The sequence below is a fragment of the Acinetobacter sp. CAU_H_78 genome, from assembly GCF_058599365.1.
Map to the genome: position 1 here is coordinate 634,172 of NZ_CM178652.1, position 18,232 is coordinate 652,403.

The following is an 18,232-nucleotide window of genomic DNA, read 5'->3' on the forward strand; positions in this document are numbered from 1 at the left end:
GCATTTTATTCAGTTAATCTTTTTCTATTTAACTGTTTATTCTAATAAAAATAAAAAAAGCCAGAATTGAATTCTGGCTTTTGCATCAAGAGAACTGTTGGTTATTGTGGACGTGCTACATCACCACTTAAAGCTTCAGGTAATTCCAGAACCTGTACGTCCAGCTCAGCCAATGCTTCAGGTTTGGCAACCACTAAAGCCTGATAACCCTCATCTGTACCAATACTATTAACCACTTCGACGTCATTGTGCAGCTTGGTCGCAACAGCAGGTGCTTCGCCTGTACCTTGAATCAAATGCAACCAGTGTTTTGGCTTGGCTTTAAACCATAAGCGAGCAATCACTTCCTGACCCAGATAACAGCCTTTGTCATAGTGAATGCCTTCACGTTGATGCAGACGCAATTCCTGTGGCTGGAACAGGGTTGCAGTAGCTGCCTGAATCCAGGCCTGACCTGAGGCAATAGCTTGCTGTTGCCAAAGGGTAATATCCGTTTCAGTTTCAACAAAATCAGTCTGGATATCATTGATAACTGGATAAACCGGGCCAACCTGCTCCAGTTTCATTTTTGAAAAAGCGCCAAACTTTTTAATATGGCTGGCCAGTTCTGCTGCCTGATCTTCAGGGCTGACAATTTCGAAGCTTTCCGGATTAATTTTTTTCAGCCAGATACCAAACTGGATACGTCCTTTCAAGCTACAGATCGCTGTATAGCGAGTCAGGTTTTCAGCCAGAGTTTCGACATTTAAAGTAACTTGACCCTGAAGGAATTTTTGCGCATCTACCCCATTCAGCGTAAATAAGGTAAAAGCAGGAGATGTTGCCATGATCAGCCTCAGTTTGAATACTCAAAATCAATCAAGCTATTGTGCAGCAAGCATTTAATAGAGGCAAACAAAAAAGCCAACAATCGGGATCGTTGGCCTTTTCAGGAGTGTCTAATTAGTGATGATGAGATGAGGTTGGCAGAGGTGAATCACAAGGGAATTTACCTCCACAGACCCGTACCGTTTCCATCATGCCCTGATCTTCATGATCGAGAATATGACAGTGCTGTACAAAATCACCTTCAAATTTCTTGTAATGACTTCGAAGAATAAATTTATAGTTCGCCTTGATAAACAGGGTATCCTTGAATTGTCCTTTCATACCACGATATTGCACATCATCTGTATCATTATCATCAGGCGCTAATTCACTCACATCAACTTCTTTGGATTCGCCATTAGGGCCAGTGACAGTTTTTAAGATTTTAACAATCTGGAATGGATTAACATGAATATGGAAAGGATGGCCACCAAAAGCTTCGGTCGTCAGTTCCCATTCATCCGTCTGTCCAATTTGTAACTGACGCACATATTCACGATCCGGGTCTTTGGCATGAGTCCGACCGACTGATCCTTCGCCATCAAATGCATCTCCAAAACTGAGTAAGTCACCATCTTCTTTATGACGGAAGCCAAATTTAAGGCCATTTGCGAAAGCCAGTTCAAATTTACTGTATTGTTTCGGTCTGGAGGCAACCAGCTTGTCAATTGCTGGAGTCATCAATGATGGATGATCAGTAAAGGCAGTAAGATCAAGCTTGGATAACTGAGTCTGAATCTCTTTGCTTAAACCAATTTTTTTTGCACGCTCTTGCAGGAACTGGGCCGGAGTCTGCGCTTTTGTTTTGCTTGCCTGTACATTGACCCATCCCAGTAGTTGGGCATTGAAAGGATGGTTCGGGGCAAGTTGAGGGGTAATTTGACTCGTTGGGATCGGTGTATTCACTTCATCCTCAATATTTAATTTGGAGTCATAAATGCAGTATTTGTTGGTGGTTGGGAAGGTGACCATTGCATCATGACGATAACCAGGCTGGAACACAGATAGGGTTCTGCGCTGTACCTGAGTCATGGTCAAACCATCTTGAGCAATCGTATAAACAGGTAAGCTTTTTAAACTCTCATTAAACTCTTTTGGATCTGCTTCCTGATATGCCAGACAGGCTTTAAGGGTGTCTGCGGCGCTAAATTTACTGGAGTTTGGCAGTTCTTTAATAATCAAACCAATGGTGTCGCGTACACCACCATGAATCATGCGCCAGCGATTAAAAGCATTCTGTTCAACTTTAATCTCTCCTAAAACTTTACCATTGATAGACGTATAAAAGTTCTGGCCGGCCCAAGAGCCAGGATTAGCGATATCTGTATAATCTTCAAGTAATCCTAAGCCTTTACCTTCGCAATTGTTAGGAATATTGAATTTTACATCCGGGTCAGGGTTAGAGCATCGATATTGAATTTGCTGGAACAACAGGATGTTTTCATTTGGATAGCTATTTTTTTCTTTCCATAAAATGTCCATATCGCCTGTTTCAGTGACTTTGCCATTTTTTACTTTTGGTGTTCTTGAGCCTTCTACAATTAATGGGCCTGCCATACCGCTCGATACCTGAATAGCCGTTGAGCCATGCAGATGGGCATGATACCAGTAGGTGCCTGCCGGATGATTCGGCTCCATTTTGTACTGATAATCAAATTTTTCCTGAGGTTTAAATTTCAGGAAAACATTATCACTATTGCCTTGAGGACTTACCCAGAAGCCATGGGTATGCAGGTTAGTAGTATTGAAACAATGTGGATCGTTCACATTATCCACTTTGTCTGGGCAGGTGGCTTTCTGTTCAGGTGGAAGCTGGTTATTTAGGTTAATTTTCAGGGTTTCACCTTGTTTGACCCGGATCTGAGGACCGACTAAAAGGTCTTCAACAGACTCTCCAGCTTTTTTCTTGTTAAACAAACTGGCATTAGTGAGATAACCTCTGACGAACAGTTGATCCCAGGTACTATTTCTCGGATTGTAAATCTTGCCGGTTTTATAAGCGACGATCAGTTCATGGGTGCCTTTGGAATTTTTTTGCAATAGTGGCGGATTGCTAATCAAAGTATCGGGTGTTGTTGGAGAAGGTTGTGGGTTGTTGGGATTATTGGGAGTGGTTGGTGGGTTAGGGTTGTTGGGAGTTGGCGGTTTAGGATTGGAAGGATTTTTACCTCCATTCCAGCTTGCTGCCAGTACAGTGATCACTGCAGCAACGATACCAATAATGGCGAGTTGTATCATTGTAATCACCCTTATGTGCTTTTGTGATGAGTGTTGTTGTTGTGAAGTAATTCGAGGGTAGATTTACAAAGTTGAGATACAGACTGTTATCACCAAATTAGGGGGAGGGTGACAAACGGTAAGCTAAAATGACGTGTTTAAAGTATTTTAGAAAGAAATGAGTTTCATAAGCCCATGTTTATGCATCAATGCCTTATAAATATTTAACGTATTTCTAAAATTGTAAGAAAGTCTTAAAAAATATATGGAATTGAGAATGCAACTTATTTCGAGGTATGTCTGAACCTGAAAAATGATTTTTTTTCGCCTACACTCATCGAGCCATATCTGCAATGAAATTTACCATTTTCGGTTAAGAGTTATGCTTAACACTGAAATAAAAAAATATAGATTCAGTTTTTTATTAAATGAGCTATTTCTGAAATTAAAAAATTCTAAGCTTTGATTTCATATGAAATTTATCCTTAAACTCATTCCAAGAAATTGATTATTTTTTATGCTGTTATCAACATCTCATACTAAAGAATGAGACAGATTTAGGCCTATTTTTCAGAAAAAATGCAATTTAGAGTCAAAATTCTAAAGTATGGGTCAGTAATTTTGGTAAAAATACCATTTTTAGTATTTAAGCTTTTGAAAATTATAAGATTTGGGAAATGGACTTTCGACAGCGTACAATGCCTTTATTAAAAAACAAGTCATCAAGATATTTTGATGAATAAAAAGAGTAATGAAAGAGGGCAGGCAAGCTATGAACAATAACTACCGGAAACCGTTGCAAGGTACCCAGCTGGAATATTATGACGTGCGTCAAGCCGTAGAAGATATTCAGCCAGGCACATATGCCAAACTTCCTTATACATCTAAAGTGCTGGCCGAGCAGCTGGTACGCCGTTGCGACCCTGCGATTTTAGAACAGTCTTTACGCCAGTTGATTGAGCGTAAACAGGAACATGATTTTCCTTGGTATCCGGCGCGTGTAGTGTGTCATGACATCTTAGGGCAAACAGCACTGGTCGATCTTGCCGGTCTGCGTGATGCGATTGCCGATCAAGGCGGTGATCCGTCTAAAGTCAATCCAGTGGTGCCGACCCAGCTGATTGTCGATCACTCGCTGGCAGTCGAATATGGCGGCTTCGATCCGGATGCATTTGAGAAAAACCGTGCGGTAGAAGACCGCCGCAATGAAGACCGTTTCCATTTTATTGAATGGACTAAAACTGCGTTTGAAAATGTCGATGTAATTCCTGCGGGTAACGGCATCATGCACCAGATCAATCTGGAAAAAATGTCACCAGTCATTCAGAACCGTGATGGCGTGGCATTCCCGGATACCTGTGTGGGGACTGACTCGCATACTCCACATACGGATGCACTAGGCGTGATTTCAGTCGGTGTTGGTGGATTAGAAGCTGAGAACGTGATGCTGGGCCGTGCATCTTGGATGCGTCTGCCAGACATTATCGGCGTGGAGCTAGTAGGACAACGTCAGCCGGGCATTACTGCAACCGATATCGTACTAGCTTTAACTGAATTCCTGCGTAAAGAACGTGTGGTCGGTGCATACCTCGAATTCTTTGGTGAAGGCGCAGACAGCATGTCAGTCGGAGACCGTGCCACGATTTCCAATATGACCCCGGAATATGGTGCAACTGCGGCTATGTTCTATATCGATCAGAACACCATTGATTATCTGACGCTGACTGGTCGTGAATCTGAACAGGTCAAACTGGTTGAAACCTATGCGAAAGAGATTGGTCTGTGGTCATCAGAAATGACTCAGGCAGAATATCCACGTGTATTGCGTTTTGACCTATCGACTGTCACCCGTAACATCGCTGGTCCATCCAATCCACATGCGCGTGTATCAACATCTGACCTGAAAGAAAAAGGCATTGCCGGTGTGGTAGAAAACCGTACTGATGGCTTGATGCCAGATGGTGCGATCATCATTGCGGCGATTACCTCATGTACCAATACTTCAAATCCACGTAATACCGTGGCAGCAGGCTTATTGGCACGTAAGGCTAATGAACTTGGTCTAGTGCGTAAACCTTGGGTGAAATCATCATTTGCACCGGGTTCTAAAGCAGCAGCGCTTTATCTTGAAGAAGCGGGTGTACTGAAAGATCTGGAAAAACTGGGCTTTGGTATCGTGGCCTATGCATGTACCACTTGTAACGGCATGTCTGGCGCGCTTGATCCAAAGATTCAGCAGGAAATTATCGACCGTGACTTGTATGCGACAGCAGTCTTGTCGGGTAACCGTAACTTCGATGGTCGTATCCATCCTTATGCGAAGCAGGCATTTTTAGCATCTCCACCGTTAGTGGTTGCTTATGCGATTGCGGGTACCATCCGTTTTGACATCGAAAAAGATGCCTTAGGCACAGACAAAGATGGCAATCCAATTTACCTGAAAGACATCTGGCCATCGGATGAAGAAATTGATGCTTTGGTAAAAGAGTCCGTGAAGCCGGAACAGTTCAAGAAAGTGTATATTCCGATGTTCGATCTGGGTGAGCGTGAGCAGGCAGCAAGTCCGCTGTATGACTGGCGTCCGCAAAGTACTTATATCCGCCGTCCGCCATACTGGGAAGGGGCATTGGCTGCACCGCGTACTCTGGCAAATATGCGTCCGTTAGCCATCCTTGGCGATAACATTACTACCGATCATTTATCTCCATCGAATGCGATTGTGTTGGATTCGGCAGCGGGTCAATATCTGGCGAAAATGGGCTTGCCTGAGGAAGATTTCAACTCTTATGCAACGCACCGTGGTGACCACCTGACTGCACAGCGTGCAACCTTGGCGAATCCAAAGCTGTATAACGAAATGGTGGTGCGTTCCGACGGCACCATCAAGCAGGGTTCTAAAGCACGTGTGGAACCAGAAGGTGAAGTGATGCGTATGTGGGAAGCGATTGAAACCTACATGAACCGTAAGCAACCACTCATCATTGTTGCGGGTAAAGATTATGGTCAGGGTTCAAGCCGTGACTGGGCTGCCAAAGGTGTGCGTCTGGCAGGTGTAGAAGCGATTGTGGCTGAAGGTTTTGAGCGTATTCACCGTACGAACTTGGTCGGTATGGGCGTGCTTCCATTAGAGTTTAAACCGGGTACAGACCGCAAGACTTTGAAGCTGGATGGGACTGAACTATATAGCGTGATTGGTAATATTGCGCCACGTTCGACTTTGACTCTGGTGATTGAGCGTGCGACTGAAGATGGCAAAAAACAGACCATTGAAGTGCCGGTGACTTGCCGACTGGATACTGAAGAAGAAGTCTCTGTGTATGAAGCGGGTGGGGTATTACAGCGCTTTGCGCAGGACTTTTTAGAAGGAAATGTGGCTTAATTTTTCTAGTTACTAGTAAAAATCTCCCCTAACCCCTCTTTTCTAAAGAGGGGAACTCCCTCCTTTTTTAAAGGAGGGTTGGGGTGGATTAAAGTTGTTGAAATTGTTTAAAAAACGCTCTAATGTGAATTGGGGCGTTTTTTATTTGGGGAAATAATGATGGAAATTTATAAAGATATTGATCGTGATTCAAATATCACTAACTATGAGATCGGTGAAACTTATATAAGAGTGAAATTTAGAGAAACTACTAAAATTTATCAATACAGTTATAGCAGTGCAGGCATTGAAAAAGTGGAGCGTATGAAACAATTGGCTCAGGCTGGAGATGGTCTCAATTCTTATATTAAATTACATGCAAATAGTCTTTATGAAAAATAAAAAAATATGAAATTTAAAAGTAAAAATTTAAGAGCAATCGCAGAGTGCATCATAGGCGATAAAAATTATTTTAATTATAAAAGTAGTATGTATATTTCAGAATTTTTTGAAGACTGTGATTTACCTTTTAGGCATGATGGTTCGACACGTTGGGCGTGGACATCAGACAGATTGGTGGAATTGTTAGAAGAGCCTTGTCCACCAAATATGTTACCACCGAGATTCGTGCATGTATTAAGAACCTTAATGCATAAATCTGAAGCTACAGAAGATGATCCTCAACGTATCAATGCACTCATTGAGCTAAACAAGCCTTTAACTAGAGAAGGGTTTGAGGCTTTTTACGGTGAAGACAATAATTTATATATTAGAAATTTGAGTAATAATCAGACTATAAAACCTGTTGAAAATCCGCACCGAATTTTTTCAGAAGTAGAAATTAAAAAAAGAGAGCAATTAATAAGTTATTTAGAAAAATGCTCTGAAGATCAACTTATTGAAAATATATTACTGCCATTATTTCGAATTTTAGGCTTTCAAAGAATAACTGTAGCTGGACACAAAGATAAAGCATTGGAGTACGGTAAGGATATATGGATGAAATATACTTTACCTACTCAACATATAATTTATTTTGGGATACAAGTAAAAAAAGGAAAGTTAGATTCATCTGGAGTTTCTAAAGTAGGAAACCATAATATTGCTGAAATTTATAACCAAACTACAATGATGTTAGGGCATGAGATCTTTGATCCAGAAACTAATAAAAGAGTTTTAGTTGATCATGCTTATATAATTGCCGGCGGTGAAATTACCAAAGCCGCCAGAAATTGGTTAGGTAATAAATTAGATGCTAATCGTAGAAGTCAGATCATTTTTATGGACAGAGATGATATTTTGAATTTATTTACAGTAAATAGTATTGAAGTACCTAAATTGGACTCTAATTTTACCGATACATTTTAGAAATATTACTTCGCCCAAACGACACTATCATTTACAAAAATGGACAATAGACATTCATCACAACAGAGTTATACTGCTTAGACCATTTTCTAAAACAACGGAGAACAAAGATGGTTACAGCTGGCTCAAAACCGGGAACAGGTTTCTATTTTTGTGTTCAATGCGGACATCGCGTCTTCTTAGAAATTGGTACAGACCGACTACCACCGTGTACCAAATGCCTCGGCACCCAATATAACGATAAGGTTGCCTAAGCACACGATATTCAAAACAGAAGATCCTGTTTTAAATAAAAGCCCTATCACCCCATAGGGCTTTTTTGTTAGCGTATAATTTACATTATAAAAATGGCTTAAATCTCAAGGGCAAGCAGCATGGAAACAATCCTCGGTTTATGTATCGGTATCGGCTTGAGTGCAGCCTCTGGTTTCCGTGTTTTTGTGCCTTTGCTGATAATGAGTATTGCCGCATTGATGGGCTGGTTTGAACCGATGACCGGTTTTGAATGGCTGGCCATGCCGGCAGTCTGTCTGGCTTTAGCCATCGCGACTATCTGTGAAATTGCTGCGTATTATATTCCCTGGGTGGACAATGCCATCGATACGATTGCAACGCCTGCTGCCATGCTGGCCGGAACTCTGACAACGATGGCTGCCAGCAGTGGAGAAATGTCCCAGTTTACAGCTTTGGCAGCAGCGATTATTGTCGGTGGTGGAACAGCAGGGGCCGTGCAAATGAGCAGTGTTGCAGCACGCGGACTATCAACTGCTACCACAGGCGGTGTTGCGAATCCGGTACTCTCAACCGGAGAGTGGATCGGGGCTATTCTGTTATCCATCCTGTCATTGCTTTTGCCAGTGTTAGCTGCCTTGCTGGTCGTAATACTAATCCTCATGACGATTCGCTGGATACGTCAAAAAAAGAAAAGAAAGCTAGAAAATTCCGCCTTATAAGAGTCAGATAAATAAATATTTATCACTCATTTTTAATGAAATATTTGCTTAAAGAAAGGTTTTGATCTTGTTTATAAAATTGCTTGATTTTTATTCAATAAAGTCATAATTTTATTATGGGATTGCAAAAGGCATAATTTTTGTATGGTTTTATTTGTGGTTTAACTTGATAAAAACAATATTAGGGGAACTGTAAATGATTAAATTTATTGTAGATGAACAAGAGTCTGCCCAAGGCGTGCACTATATTCATAACGCAACTGAAGGCTGTGAAGACCTGCCAGAATTTGATAACCAGATTCTGATTGGATATTTTGCCAATTATGATCTGGCTTATAAACGGGCAAGAATGAACTGGCCGAGGGAGAAAGTAGAGGGCTGTCATAAGTGCTGTATAGAATGAGATTTATAGACATATTGGACATTATTTAAAACCCGCTATACAGTGGGTTTTATCATTTATTCTGTTTGAAAATTGATCAATTTAACCCCATATAAAACTATAGATTTATCATGTTTAGGGCTGCTCAATTGCAACATTATCTTGATCTCAATCATGACTCGGGTGTGGCCAATTATGAGATTGGCAATGAGTTTATTCGGGTTCAATTCAAGAAAACCTCGAAAGTGTATACCTATAGCTATAGCAGTGCAGGCTATCAGCATGTGGAAAATATGAAACAGCTGGCCCAGTATGGTGATGGCTTAAATGCCTATATCAATCATCATACCCGTCATCTGTTTGTACGCTAAAAAATGATCGTTGGAAGTTAGAACTGAAACTTTTAGCTCAAAATATTTAAACCATTTCTCTTTAGATCACAGATACAAATCAGTAGTTCCTGAAGATTTGATTGATCTGTTAACTTAATGATAGATGGCTCTACAGGCAGGGAACCACTATGGATCTCAATTTCTGGTGTCGGTTTTTACTTTATACATTGGCTTTAAATTACGGCATCTTAATGCTCTGGTTTTTGCTGATTGTCTTTGCACGAAACTGGGTAAAACGATTGCATGGTCAATGGTTTCAGCTCTCAGATTCGACTTTTGATGCCATTCACTATAGCGGCATGGCCATCTATAAAATCGGGATATTCCTGTTCAATCTGGTGCCGCTGATTGCCATATTTTTGATTGGGAAAAGTTAGGAGATAAAACTTTCCAAAGTTCCAAGAATAAATAAAACTGATAGTCACTTCAGCATTACACGGAGCAGTTTAAGGCTTAAAATGCTCGAAACAGAATAACAATATGAAAAAGGAGTTCGGATCAATGAATCAGTTTAAACCCGCCTTGATTTTAGGTGCTTTAATCGGCTTGGGAATGATTATTGCCGGATTCATTCTGGGCAATAGTGCAGTCAAAATTAAACAGTATGAGCGGATTGTTTCGGTAAAAGGGCTATCGGAACGTGAGGTTAAGGCTGATGTCGCAGTTTGGCCCATCCGTTTTAGTGGCGGTAGTCAGAGTCTGACAGAACTGTATGACACCATGGAGTTGCAAACCCAGCAAATTCAGGCTTTCTTAAAAGGCGAAGGTTTTAAGGCAGAAGAAATTACCACAGGTTCTCCAGTCACTACAGATAAATATGCCCAGCAATATGGCGGTGATGCCAATGTCGCGCTACGTTATACCGCACATCAGACCATTACGGTTTATACCCACAATATTGATGCAGTCCGTGCAGCGCAAACCCGTCTGGTCGCTCTGGGTAAAAAGGGCATTGCTTTTGGTGGTGATGATTCCGGGCAAAGAACTGAATATATTTTTACCAAACTGAATGACATCAAACCGGCGATGATTGAAGAGGCCACGCAAAATGCCCGCAGTGTGGCAGAAAAGTTTGCAGCGGATTCTCAAAGCCGTCTCGGGAAAATCAAGACAGCCAATCAAGGTCTGTTTAGCATTGAGGACCGTGATAGCAATACGCCTTATTTAAAGAAAGTTCGTGTGGTTTCTACAGTGGATTATTATCTGGCTGATTAAATGGCTGGAAAGCTGAATATAGCGGTCTAAAAAATTTAGAGCAGAATAAAGTTTTAAGTGAAGATAAATTCCAGTAATTCTGCTCTTTCTGCAATAAAAGATCTTTATTTTGAGCTAAAAGGTAAAAAATTCTTCCACAGATATATTTAAAGAAAAATATTTTCAAAAATTGGGAAAATTAAAAAATCTTAGGAAATTAATTTTGCCGCAGCTTGGCTACTATAGATCTCAAGGGTGTGATGGGATCGAAAAGAGTAGCATGCTGTGAGTGGCGCAAAACGCGAGTGCAGTACGAACCCAAAAGGTCTCGATTCGGCTTAGGACGCTATAGACCAAAAGTTTATAGGCTATAAGATCATTTCTTACAAAGAGTGATAGTTGAAGTAAACCATCAAGATGTTTTCCCAACACCCTCAAAATTCTCTCCTCTCATAAAAACAATCTTCTCCTCCAAACTGTTGAATACCTTCCTTACCCAGTCACTTATCTTCTTCCTCAAATAGCTGTAAATTCATTTGAGATTTAAATAAATACTATTTTAATCACATATCTAATCTATTTTATTTACAGCCTATTGCTTTCAATTATCCTTTATTTAAATACTATTCTAATGTCACCGGTTGTTTATAAGTATTTGATATAAAAAATTTAAAATATAATATGTTTAATATTTGCTCACAAATTATATCCTTGAAAAATAAAACAGAATGCTATGATAATTTTGCATATAAGAAAGGGGCACGTCCCATGAAAAAATATGAATTAGAAATCAGTTATCCGCATCAGGAAGAAGACGAAGCAGAGCAGCTTGGCAGCTTATCGGCAGAAGAAATTCTCTCTACTTTCAAATCCATTAACTGGCAACAGTTACGGATTTTACAATTACAAATGCAAGCTGCGATTACCACATTTACCGTGACAGACTCCGATACTGAACAGTCGATCCAGATCACGCTGAATGAACTGGCGCCATCAGGTCAGCTTGAGTTCAGGCTGGAAAGTGATATTGAAGTCGAAGCTCAGCATAAAATTCTGGGACTGTTTAGCCTGAAAAACAAAGACTATGTGTCATTTCGCAGTCTGACTATGTCACAGGTTCAGCAATATCTTATGACATTCTTAAATGAAGATCTCGACAGCCTGAAAACCCAGTATCAGTCAGGTCATTCAGTATCTCCCATCAGTGCAGCGTCCAAAGCTTAGTCGGGCACTGCTTCTGCAATAGGGCTGGATTGACAGTATTCCCTGACATTGTTATTTTGCGCATTTTCTCCTGAATGCTTAAAGCACATGCCTATTAACGACAACTTTGTCTACGCACCGCCTCAAGACCCATTGCATATTCTATATGAAGATGATGATCTGGTCGTCATTGAGAAGCCGGCCGGTTTGTTGTCTGTTCCGGGACGTTTGCCTGAGCATCATGACAGTGCTTATCTACGGGTACTAGAGCGTTATCCGAATGCCAAAATTACCCATCGTCTTGATATGGCGACGTCTGGCATCCTGATGTTTGCCAAACATCGCGATGCCGAAGTGGCGGTCAGTAAAATGTTCCAGGCACGTACAGTCAGCAAGCACTATATTGCGCTGGTACAGGGAGAAATTCAGAATGAGGGCAGTGTCGATGTGCCTTTAATTACTGACTGGGAAAATCGCCCACGGCAAATGGTACATTTTGAACTGGGTAAAGCTGCCAAAACACTATATCAACGGCTGGAATATCTGCCTGAGCAAGACATCAGCCGGGTATTACTAACGCCAATTACTGGGCGTTCACATCAGCTCAGAGTCCATATGCTGCATATTGGTCATCCGATTACGGGCGATAAAATCTATCATCCGGAACCAACGCGTAGTCCTCTTAATCGCATGGCCTTGCATGCCAGTGAACTGACTTTTACTCAACCCTTGAGTGGTCATAAAGTTGAAATTCTTGCACCTGCACCATTTTAGTAAAATTTAAGCATTCAAAAAATGAATATAGATTCTGATAAATATTTAAATTTCAGTAAGCTGCAACAGAAATGTCAGAATTTATTTCAATCATCGGAAAATTATGGAGTTGAATTTAAGCAGTTTTCTAGAAAAATTATGTTCTGAATCATGTCTTATCAAGTAATGATTTTTTGAAATCAAAAAAGTGTATCCGGAAAAATTTCAGGAATCATTTAAGGGGGATTTATCACTTTATCTTTAGTTTAACTGTTTGATCTGTCTATTTTTATTAGGTTTTTCTCAAGATTTTCAGCCTATCCGGAATTTGTACTTATAACATTTGATATAAAAATAAAAACCACTCTAATCAATTATTACCAACAGATTCATTTTAAGTAAATTGATAGGCATAAAAATATTAAGGTTTTGTAGGTGAAAAATCATTTAAAAGATCAATTATATTAAATGTTTATGGTCATTTTTTATCTTTGATTCTCTTCATTAAATTATGCAGAATAACTTTAAAGCATCATAAATTTTTAATTTTTTAGTGCCTATATATGGTGCAAGGGGTAAGGGACAGGATGATGCTAAGTGGCGCGCTCTTTGTTCTCGCAAGTGTTTTAATCATTGTATTGCTACGGGTATTCAATAGCTTGAAATTATCAAGAAACAATATTCAGTCTCTACAGGAAAATCTGGATCATTCACGCAGTAAATTAGCCGATTATGAAACACAAGTTGATGAATTAAATTATGAAATGACCCAGCTACGGATGCAACTGGGAAGTGCCAGAACTGAACTGAATAAATATAAAAAATATCAGGATATCTGTGACATCGAACAATACATTATTAACCGCAGCTTGCAGGCTGAAAATTTCGTAGAAGTAACCAAGCTTGATGCTTCCATCATGCTGGATGATCTCAAAGCCTATATCGCTCAGGTCAAAGCATATTTACAGAATTTACAGGCTCAGACCGAAGCTGATATTGAGCAACAGGCCCGAAAAGCGTTACAGGCTTATTATCAGCAGGCCAAAGAACAGCAGTGTTTACAAGAGGTAGTTGAAGCTCTCGAGCATAAGATCAAGGGCTATCAATATGGTTTTGATCTGCCGGTCACGCAGCTTCTGGATCAGCTCATTAGTGACTACAATGATACTGATGCAGCTCGGCATTTATTGACTATCAGAACACAGATTGAGCAGGCCAAAGAACAGCAGCAGGTGGCCAGCTGTAATTATGTCGATGAGGATCGTCGCAAGAGCACCATCGAGATTTTGAGTCTGGCATTTAATAGCAGGGCAGAATTCTATTTGTCCCAGTTAAATACTCATAATCTGGGTGAAATGCTGCAATCCTTAAAAGATGATTATCGCCTGATGAACTATAAAGGACAAAGCTTGAGCCAGGCCATGATTCAGGAGTCTTATCTGAACTTACGTCTGGAAGAGCTTAAATTCGCCGCCGTTTTACTTGAGCTTCAACAGAATCAGGTATCTGAACCATCTGTAGTGATCGCTTCCTAACTACAATTAAAAAATCCAGATCAACCGATGAAATTTTTTAATCTGCAGATTGATATGCAGGTATTTTTAATTAGATGAAAATGCAGCTTTTTTTTCAGATTCTTAAATTTATATTGATAAAATTCAGTTGGTTATTTAGAGAAAGTTAATTTTTTTTCATATTCTGTACTCGATAATTCAAATAAAATAAGTTAAGCTGAATCGAATAATAAAACATCATAATAAGGATATCTCTATGGCACGCGATTATGACAAATTCCCTGACGATGAAAATGGTCATGTACTGTGGCAAATGTATCAGGATGGTGATGATCTGCAGGACGACCATGAAATTGAATTCTCGATAGCCTTTAATAGTGAAGAGCAGGCTGACCGATGTGCATTGCATTTACTCAAAGAAGAACAAAAGATAAGCCTATATCAGGATGAGGAGAGCGATACCCTGGAGTGGACAATTACCATTCATGTCTATATGCAACCTACCTATGAAAATATTGTCGACTTAGAACAATGGTTTACCAGAATTGCCGCTGAATTTCAGGGTGAATATGACGGCTGGGGCTGTATGGCCTATGTCTATGATGATGAGGGCGACCCGGAAGAGGGCGAAAGCAAACTTCGTAGCAGCTAATCAAAATTTCCTTATTCAAGCCCGGTTAAGCCGGGTTTTTTATGGCCTGCGGTATTGGTCGGCTTAACTGTAGTTTTTTGTTATACATCCTATAAAATGGATAGATAACAATTATATTTAGGCCGTACAGTATATTGGGCAGTTATTTAAATACTGAGGCCGATGAGATCGGGATGATCCATCCGAATAATAAATAAAAATAATCTTTCAGTAAGAACAAGAAAAAAAGGTAGGCTGAAATGAGTTATACCCTAAAAATGCATCGCGTATTCAGTGCGCCACCGGAACGGGTGTACCGGGCCTTTATTCATCCAGATGCCATTGCAAAATGGCTGGCACCGCATGGCTTCACTGCCAGAGTTGAGCATGCCGAAGTCAAACCGGGAGGCAGCTATAAAATCACCCTGACCAATTTTGCCACTGGTACCCAGCATCATTTACATGGCACCTATCATGAAGTTATTCCCAACCAGTTACTGCGCTATACCGATTGCTTTTCCACGCCTGAGGTCAAAGGTGAAATTGAAGTCACGCTCATCTTTGAAAAAGTGTCTGTAGGCACCAGCCTGCATATTATTCAGGTGGGTTATCCGGATTTGGTACCACCATCTGCATGTCACTTAAGCTGGCAGGAGTCATTGCAGCTTTTGTCCTGGCTGGTCAATCCACATATTTTAGATGGTTAAGTTCAGTTAATTAAGTCGAGCGGAAGATCCTTTTAAAGCTTGAGCATGAACCCACCCAAAGATGCTATAATTCAGCCTTAATTTTTTGTTTTTTCTTTTATTTTTTTATTTTGTTGAGGTTGCTATGGCTCTACCACAATGCCCAAAATGCCAGTCTGAATATACTTATGAAGATGGTGACTTGTTAATCTGCCCAGAATGTGGATATGAGTGGAAAGAAGGGGAAGCAACTGAGGAAACCGTGGTCATCAAGGATGCGCATGGCAATCTGCTGGCTGATGGCGATACAGTTACGGTGATTAAGGATCTTAAAATTAAAGGGTCTTCTTCAGTGGTTAAAGTCGGGACTAAGGTCAAAAATATTCGTCTATTACCCGATGCAACTGATGGACATGATATTGACTGTAAAATTGATGGCATTGGCGCCATGAAGCTCAAATCTGAATATGTGAAAAAAGCCTAATACATTCTTATACGAATGAGTGCTTTCGGTCTTCGGGTTTGAAGGTTTATGCTTCTTCCTCAAACTCGAAGATCAATCTCTTCTGATCACTATATCATGCCTGGATCTATGCTTTATGCCTCATTTTCATCTTGAATATTCAGATAATATTCAGCAGCTCGAAACCCGACCTTTAATGTTGGCAATTCACCAGGCCTTATTTAACGCCGGTTATATTAATGACCCGAATGATTTAAAAAGTCGGGCGATTGCACAGCAGGATTATGTGATTGGACTAGAGCCGGAGACAGATCAGGCTTATGTACATGCCAAAGTTTCTCTCCTGACTGGTCGTAGTCTGGACATTCGTCAAGCAATTTCCAAGCTGGTACTTCAGGTCATGCAGCAGCACATTGTCTCGCAGCCGGGGTTAAAGATTCAGCTCTGTGTTGAAATTCTGGAAATGGACAAAGAAACTTACACTAAAGCTATTATTTGAGTTTTTTATATTGAAGTGAGGACTAGGAAATGAAGTTTTCTTAGTTCCTCTCTTTATCTTGAATGCGTATGAACTTAATAAAAAATTGAGAAGTATCAAAGCGATTTTGAAATATAAAGAACGATAAATAAAAATAGAGCATGAAAATTTAAATAATCAGTCAAAATTCACCTGATGATTGCAGTTGATCAGAAAATTTTGCCTATGATCAAAAAAATAGTGTAATTTTAGGTATTAGGTCACACTTTTGACCTGATATATGGGGGATGGGTAAAACCAGGACCCATCCACATAATTAAAAATAATGAAAAACAAGAAAGACTGAAAAATGATGAGATGCTTGAAATCTCGGTTTTCAAGTCTGAATAAAACCTTATAGAGAGGTATTCAATGAAAATAATAGGGGAAGAATGTCTAGCTCAGGAAGTCAGGACATTTTTACAAAAATGGGATCAAGCTATTTGTTCACTTGAATTCAGCGAAATTCGTCAACTTTGCCGACCAGATGTCTGTCTGATTGATATTAGCTCCGAGCTGAAAGGGATCGAGGCTTATCAGGCTGCATGGCAACAGTATCGCCCATATATGCGCAACAATGGTATGCGCGTTGAACGGCAAGAGGTCACCATTCAGGTCAATAATGACATGGCTTTCGTATATGGTTATGTCCGGATTGCCTATGCGGCGATGGAGCGATATTTTCCTTTACAGTGGTGTCGCTTCAGCATGGTCTTGAGCAAGCAGCAAGATCAGTGGCAATTGCATTATCAGCATATTTCTGTCCCTGTTCAGGAGAAAACTGAAAAACTGCGTCCTGTGAAATTGGCAGGTTAAGGCACAAGTTTTAAATTTCATTGAAACAAGATCATCACCTCTATTTGTCCATTCTTGAAAAGAAATCACCATAAAAAAGCCTGAATCGTTCAGGCTTTTTTATTTAGGAAAGATTAGAAGCGTTTTGGAATCCGCTGACCATTCGGTACTGGAATTTCCGCATTCTTTAATACACCAAATAACCAGGTTTCTGCATGTTGTACAGCTGTTTTCAACTGTTCACCCAAGGCTAGACGTCCGGCAATGAAACTCGCCAGTGAACAGCCTGAGCCATGATATTCACCTTCCAGACGCGGACAACGGGTTTCGTTGATCAATTCACCCTGAATATATAGACGGTTCTGGATATAGTCGGGAGTATCTTCATGGCCGCCTTTAACCAGAATCGCGTGGGCACCCATCTCAAACAGTTTCTGCGTGGCTTGATCCAAATCCTGCTCACCTGTCAGGGCACGCAACTCGACAGTATTTGGAGTTAAAATCGTAGCTAGCGGAATCAGTTGTTTAAACGCTTTAACCAGTGTGGCTTGATTGCCGAGTGAGCCACCACTATTGGCTACCAGCACGGGATCCAATACATACTGATAGTCCGGATGCGCAGTTAGAAATTCTGCCAGTGCCTCAATATTTTCAGTCGTTCCCAGCATGCCTGATTTAATACAGCGAATCGGCAGATCATTTACCACAGCATTGGCCTGAGCCAGCAGTAATTCCTTTGAAGTTGCTTCAAAACCAAAGACCTGTTGCGAGTTCTGGATGGTCAGGGCTGTACAGGCAATTGCAGCATGAGCACCACTTTGACCGATGGCTTCAATATCTGCTTGAAGGCCTGCTCCACCTGAAGGATCTAAACCTGAAAAGCAAAGTACGGTAGGTCGCAAAATGATGTCCTTCATTCACTAAAATTGCCTTAGTATA

At 40.5% G+C, this 18,232-nt stretch carries 20 protein-coding genes; 17 read left to right on the forward strand and 3 right to left on the reverse strand.

From position 1 onward, the window contains the following. Nucleotides 1–101: 101 nt before the first annotated feature. Complete coding sequence (gene ygfZ, locus AC4MCD_RS03110) at nt 102–827, reverse strand: CAF17-like 4Fe-4S cluster assembly/insertion protein YgfZ (RefSeq protein ID WP_312210017.1); 726 nt, start codon at nt 825–827, stop codon at nt 102–104. A gap of 115 nt (nt 828–942) precedes the next feature. Further along, nucleotides 943–3,105, reverse strand: coding sequence for a multicopper oxidase family protein (locus AC4MCD_RS03115; protein ID WP_419375224.1), 2,163 nt, complete (start codon nt 3,103–3,105; stop codon nt 943–945). 751 nt (nt 3,106–3,856) lie between these two features. Between AC4MCD_RS03115 and acnD the strand changes: the two genes are divergently transcribed. From acnD to AC4MCD_RS03200, 17 genes are all read left to right on the forward strand, one after another. Then, complete coding sequence (acnD, locus tag AC4MCD_RS03120; protein ID WP_419375223.1) at nt 3,857–6,463, forward strand: Fe/S-dependent 2-methylisocitrate dehydratase AcnD; 2,607 nt, start codon at nt 3,857–3,859, stop codon at nt 6,461–6,463. 159 nt (nt 6,464–6,622) lie between these two features. Continuing rightward, on the forward strand, nt 6,623–6,844 hold the full coding sequence (locus tag AC4MCD_RS03125; protein ID WP_125279096.1) for a hypothetical protein: 222 nt from the start codon (nt 6,623–6,625) through the stop codon (nt 6,842–6,844). Nucleotides 6,845–6,850: 6 nt separating this feature from the next. After that, a complete protein-coding gene (locus tag AC4MCD_RS03130; protein ID WP_312308461.1) occupies nt 6,851–7,810 on the forward strand; it encodes a hypothetical protein in 960 nt (319 codons plus the stop codon). A gap of 110 nt (nt 7,811–7,920) precedes the next feature. Then, nucleotides 7,921–8,064, forward strand: a complete 144-nt coding sequence (locus AC4MCD_RS03135; RefSeq protein WP_179993182.1) for a zinc ribbon-containing protein — start codon at nt 7,921–7,923, stop codon at nt 8,062–8,064. 120 nt (nt 8,065–8,184) lie between these two features. After that, nucleotides 8,185–8,763: a DUF4126 domain-containing protein gene (locus tag AC4MCD_RS03140; RefSeq protein WP_419375333.1), complete on the forward strand. Its 579-nt coding sequence runs from the start codon at nt 8,185–8,187 to the stop codon at nt 8,761–8,763. A gap of 196 nt (nt 8,764–8,959) precedes the next feature. Then, nucleotides 8,960–9,166, forward strand: coding sequence for a hypothetical protein (locus AC4MCD_RS03145; protein WP_419375332.1), 207 nt, complete (start codon nt 8,960–8,962; stop codon nt 9,164–9,166). Nucleotides 9,167–9,294: 128 nt separating this feature from the next. Beyond that, nucleotides 9,295–9,516 carry a hypothetical protein gene (locus AC4MCD_RS03150; RefSeq protein ID WP_004785142.1) on the forward strand — a complete coding sequence of 74 codons (222 nt, stop codon included), beginning with the start codon at nt 9,295–9,297 and terminating at the stop codon, nt 9,514–9,516. 149 nt (nt 9,517–9,665) lie between these two features. After that, nucleotides 9,666–9,914 carry a DUF6868 family protein gene (locus AC4MCD_RS03155; RefSeq protein ID WP_419375331.1) on the forward strand — a complete coding sequence of 83 codons (249 nt, stop codon included), beginning with the start codon at nt 9,666–9,668 and terminating at the stop codon, nt 9,912–9,914. Nucleotides 9,915–10,038: 124 nt separating this feature from the next. Continuing rightward, nucleotides 10,039–10,752 carry an SIMPL domain-containing protein gene (locus tag AC4MCD_RS03160; protein ID WP_312332738.1) on the forward strand — a complete coding sequence of 238 codons (714 nt, stop codon included), beginning with the start codon at nt 10,039–10,041 and terminating at the stop codon, nt 10,750–10,752. Nucleotides 10,753–11,499: 747 nt separating this feature from the next. After that, nucleotides 11,500–11,955, forward strand: a complete 456-nt coding sequence (locus tag AC4MCD_RS03165; protein ID WP_005237111.1) for a hypothetical protein — start codon at nt 11,500–11,502, stop codon at nt 11,953–11,955. 87 nt (nt 11,956–12,042) lie between these two features. Next, complete coding sequence (locus AC4MCD_RS03170; protein ID WP_419375330.1) at nt 12,043–12,708, forward strand: pseudouridine synthase; 666 nt, start codon at nt 12,043–12,045, stop codon at nt 12,706–12,708. A 569-nt stretch (nt 12,709–13,277) separates the two neighbouring features. After that, on the forward strand, nt 13,278–14,222 hold the full coding sequence (locus AC4MCD_RS03175) for an SNIPE associated domain-containing protein (RefSeq protein ID WP_419375335.1): 945 nt from the start codon (nt 13,278–13,280) through the stop codon (nt 14,220–14,222). 235 nt (nt 14,223–14,457) lie between these two features. After that, entirely contained in the window at nt 14,458–14,853 is a 396-nt protein-coding gene (locus tag AC4MCD_RS03180) for a ribonuclease E inhibitor RraB (protein WP_034171734.1), read from the forward strand. 239 nt (nt 14,854–15,092) lie between these two features. Then, nucleotides 15,093–15,539: an SRPBCC domain-containing protein gene (locus AC4MCD_RS03185; RefSeq protein ID WP_004785131.1), complete on the forward strand. Its 447-nt coding sequence runs from the start codon at nt 15,093–15,095 to the stop codon at nt 15,537–15,539. Nucleotides 15,540–15,663: 124 nt separating this feature from the next. Then, nucleotides 15,664–16,002: a zinc ribbon domain-containing protein YjdM gene (locus AC4MCD_RS03190; RefSeq protein ID WP_034705280.1), complete on the forward strand. Its 339-nt coding sequence runs from the start codon at nt 15,664–15,666 to the stop codon at nt 16,000–16,002. A 115-nt stretch (nt 16,003–16,117) separates the two neighbouring features. Further along, complete coding sequence (locus tag AC4MCD_RS03195) at nt 16,118–16,480, forward strand: 5-carboxymethyl-2-hydroxymuconate Delta-isomerase (RefSeq protein WP_419364647.1); 363 nt, start codon at nt 16,118–16,120, stop codon at nt 16,478–16,480. A gap of 390 nt (nt 16,481–16,870) precedes the next feature. Then, entirely contained in the window at nt 16,871–17,314 is a 444-nt protein-coding gene (locus AC4MCD_RS03200; protein WP_180004018.1) for a YybH family protein, read from the forward strand. A 113-nt stretch (nt 17,315–17,427) separates the two neighbouring features. On the opposite strand, the gene AC4MCD_RS03205 is transcribed toward AC4MCD_RS03200, so the two are convergent. Beyond that, nucleotides 17,428–18,195 carry a hydroxymethylpyrimidine/phosphomethylpyrimidine kinase gene (locus AC4MCD_RS03205; protein ID WP_419375334.1) on the reverse strand — a complete coding sequence of 256 codons (768 nt, stop codon included), beginning with the start codon at nt 18,193–18,195 and terminating at the stop codon, nt 17,428–17,430. Between the last annotated feature and the right edge of the window lie 37 nt (nt 18,196–18,232).

What these genes read in the sequence shown, in the direction of transcription:
- AC4MCD_RS03190 (WP_034705280.1), top strand. Translation starts at nt 15,664, where the DNA reads ATGGCTCTACCACAATGCCCAAAATGCCAGTCTGAATATACTTATGAA.
- ygfZ (WP_312210017.1), bottom strand. Translation starts at nt 827, where the DNA reads ATGGCAACATCTCCTGCTTTTACCTTATTTACGCTGAATGGGGTAGAT.
- AC4MCD_RS03170 (WP_419375330.1), top strand. Translation starts at nt 12,043, where the DNA reads ATGCCTATTAACGACAACTTTGTCTACGCACCGCCTCAAGACCCATTG.
- AC4MCD_RS03140 (WP_419375333.1), top strand. Translation starts at nt 8,185, where the DNA reads ATGGAAACAATCCTCGGTTTATGTATCGGTATCGGCTTGAGTGCAGCC.
- AC4MCD_RS03115 (WP_419375224.1), bottom strand. Translation starts at nt 3,105, where the DNA reads ATGATACAACTCGCCATTATTGGTATCGTTGCTGCAGTGATCACTGTA.
- AC4MCD_RS03200 (WP_180004018.1), top strand. Translation starts at nt 16,871, where the DNA reads ATGAAAATAATAGGGGAAGAATGTCTAGCTCAGGAAGTCAGGACATTT.
- AC4MCD_RS03165 (WP_005237111.1), top strand. Translation starts at nt 11,500, where the DNA reads ATGAAAAAATATGAATTAGAAATCAGTTATCCGCATCAGGAAGAAGAC.
- acnD (WP_419375223.1), top strand. Translation starts at nt 3,857, where the DNA reads ATGAACAATAACTACCGGAAACCGTTGCAAGGTACCCAGCTGGAATAT.
- AC4MCD_RS03160 (WP_312332738.1), top strand. Translation starts at nt 10,039, where the DNA reads ATGAATCAGTTTAAACCCGCCTTGATTTTAGGTGCTTTAATCGGCTTG.
- AC4MCD_RS03195 (WP_419364647.1), top strand. Translation starts at nt 16,118, where the DNA reads ATGCCTCATTTTCATCTTGAATATTCAGATAATATTCAGCAGCTCGAA.
- AC4MCD_RS03135 (WP_179993182.1), top strand. Translation starts at nt 7,921, where the DNA reads ATGGTTACAGCTGGCTCAAAACCGGGAACAGGTTTCTATTTTTGTGTT.
- AC4MCD_RS03185 (WP_004785131.1), top strand. Translation starts at nt 15,093, where the DNA reads ATGAGTTATACCCTAAAAATGCATCGCGTATTCAGTGCGCCACCGGAA.
- AC4MCD_RS03145 (WP_419375332.1), top strand. Translation starts at nt 8,960, where the DNA reads ATGATTAAATTTATTGTAGATGAACAAGAGTCTGCCCAAGGCGTGCAC.
- AC4MCD_RS03180 (WP_034171734.1), top strand. Translation starts at nt 14,458, where the DNA reads ATGGCACGCGATTATGACAAATTCCCTGACGATGAAAATGGTCATGTA.
- AC4MCD_RS03130 (WP_312308461.1), top strand. Translation starts at nt 6,851, where the DNA reads ATGAAATTTAAAAGTAAAAATTTAAGAGCAATCGCAGAGTGCATCATA.
- AC4MCD_RS03175 (WP_419375335.1), top strand. Translation starts at nt 13,278, where the DNA reads ATGCTAAGTGGCGCGCTCTTTGTTCTCGCAAGTGTTTTAATCATTGTA.
- AC4MCD_RS03155 (WP_419375331.1), top strand. Translation starts at nt 9,666, where the DNA reads ATGGATCTCAATTTCTGGTGTCGGTTTTTACTTTATACATTGGCTTTA.
- AC4MCD_RS03125 (WP_125279096.1), top strand. Translation starts at nt 6,623, where the DNA reads ATGGAAATTTATAAAGATATTGATCGTGATTCAAATATCACTAACTAT.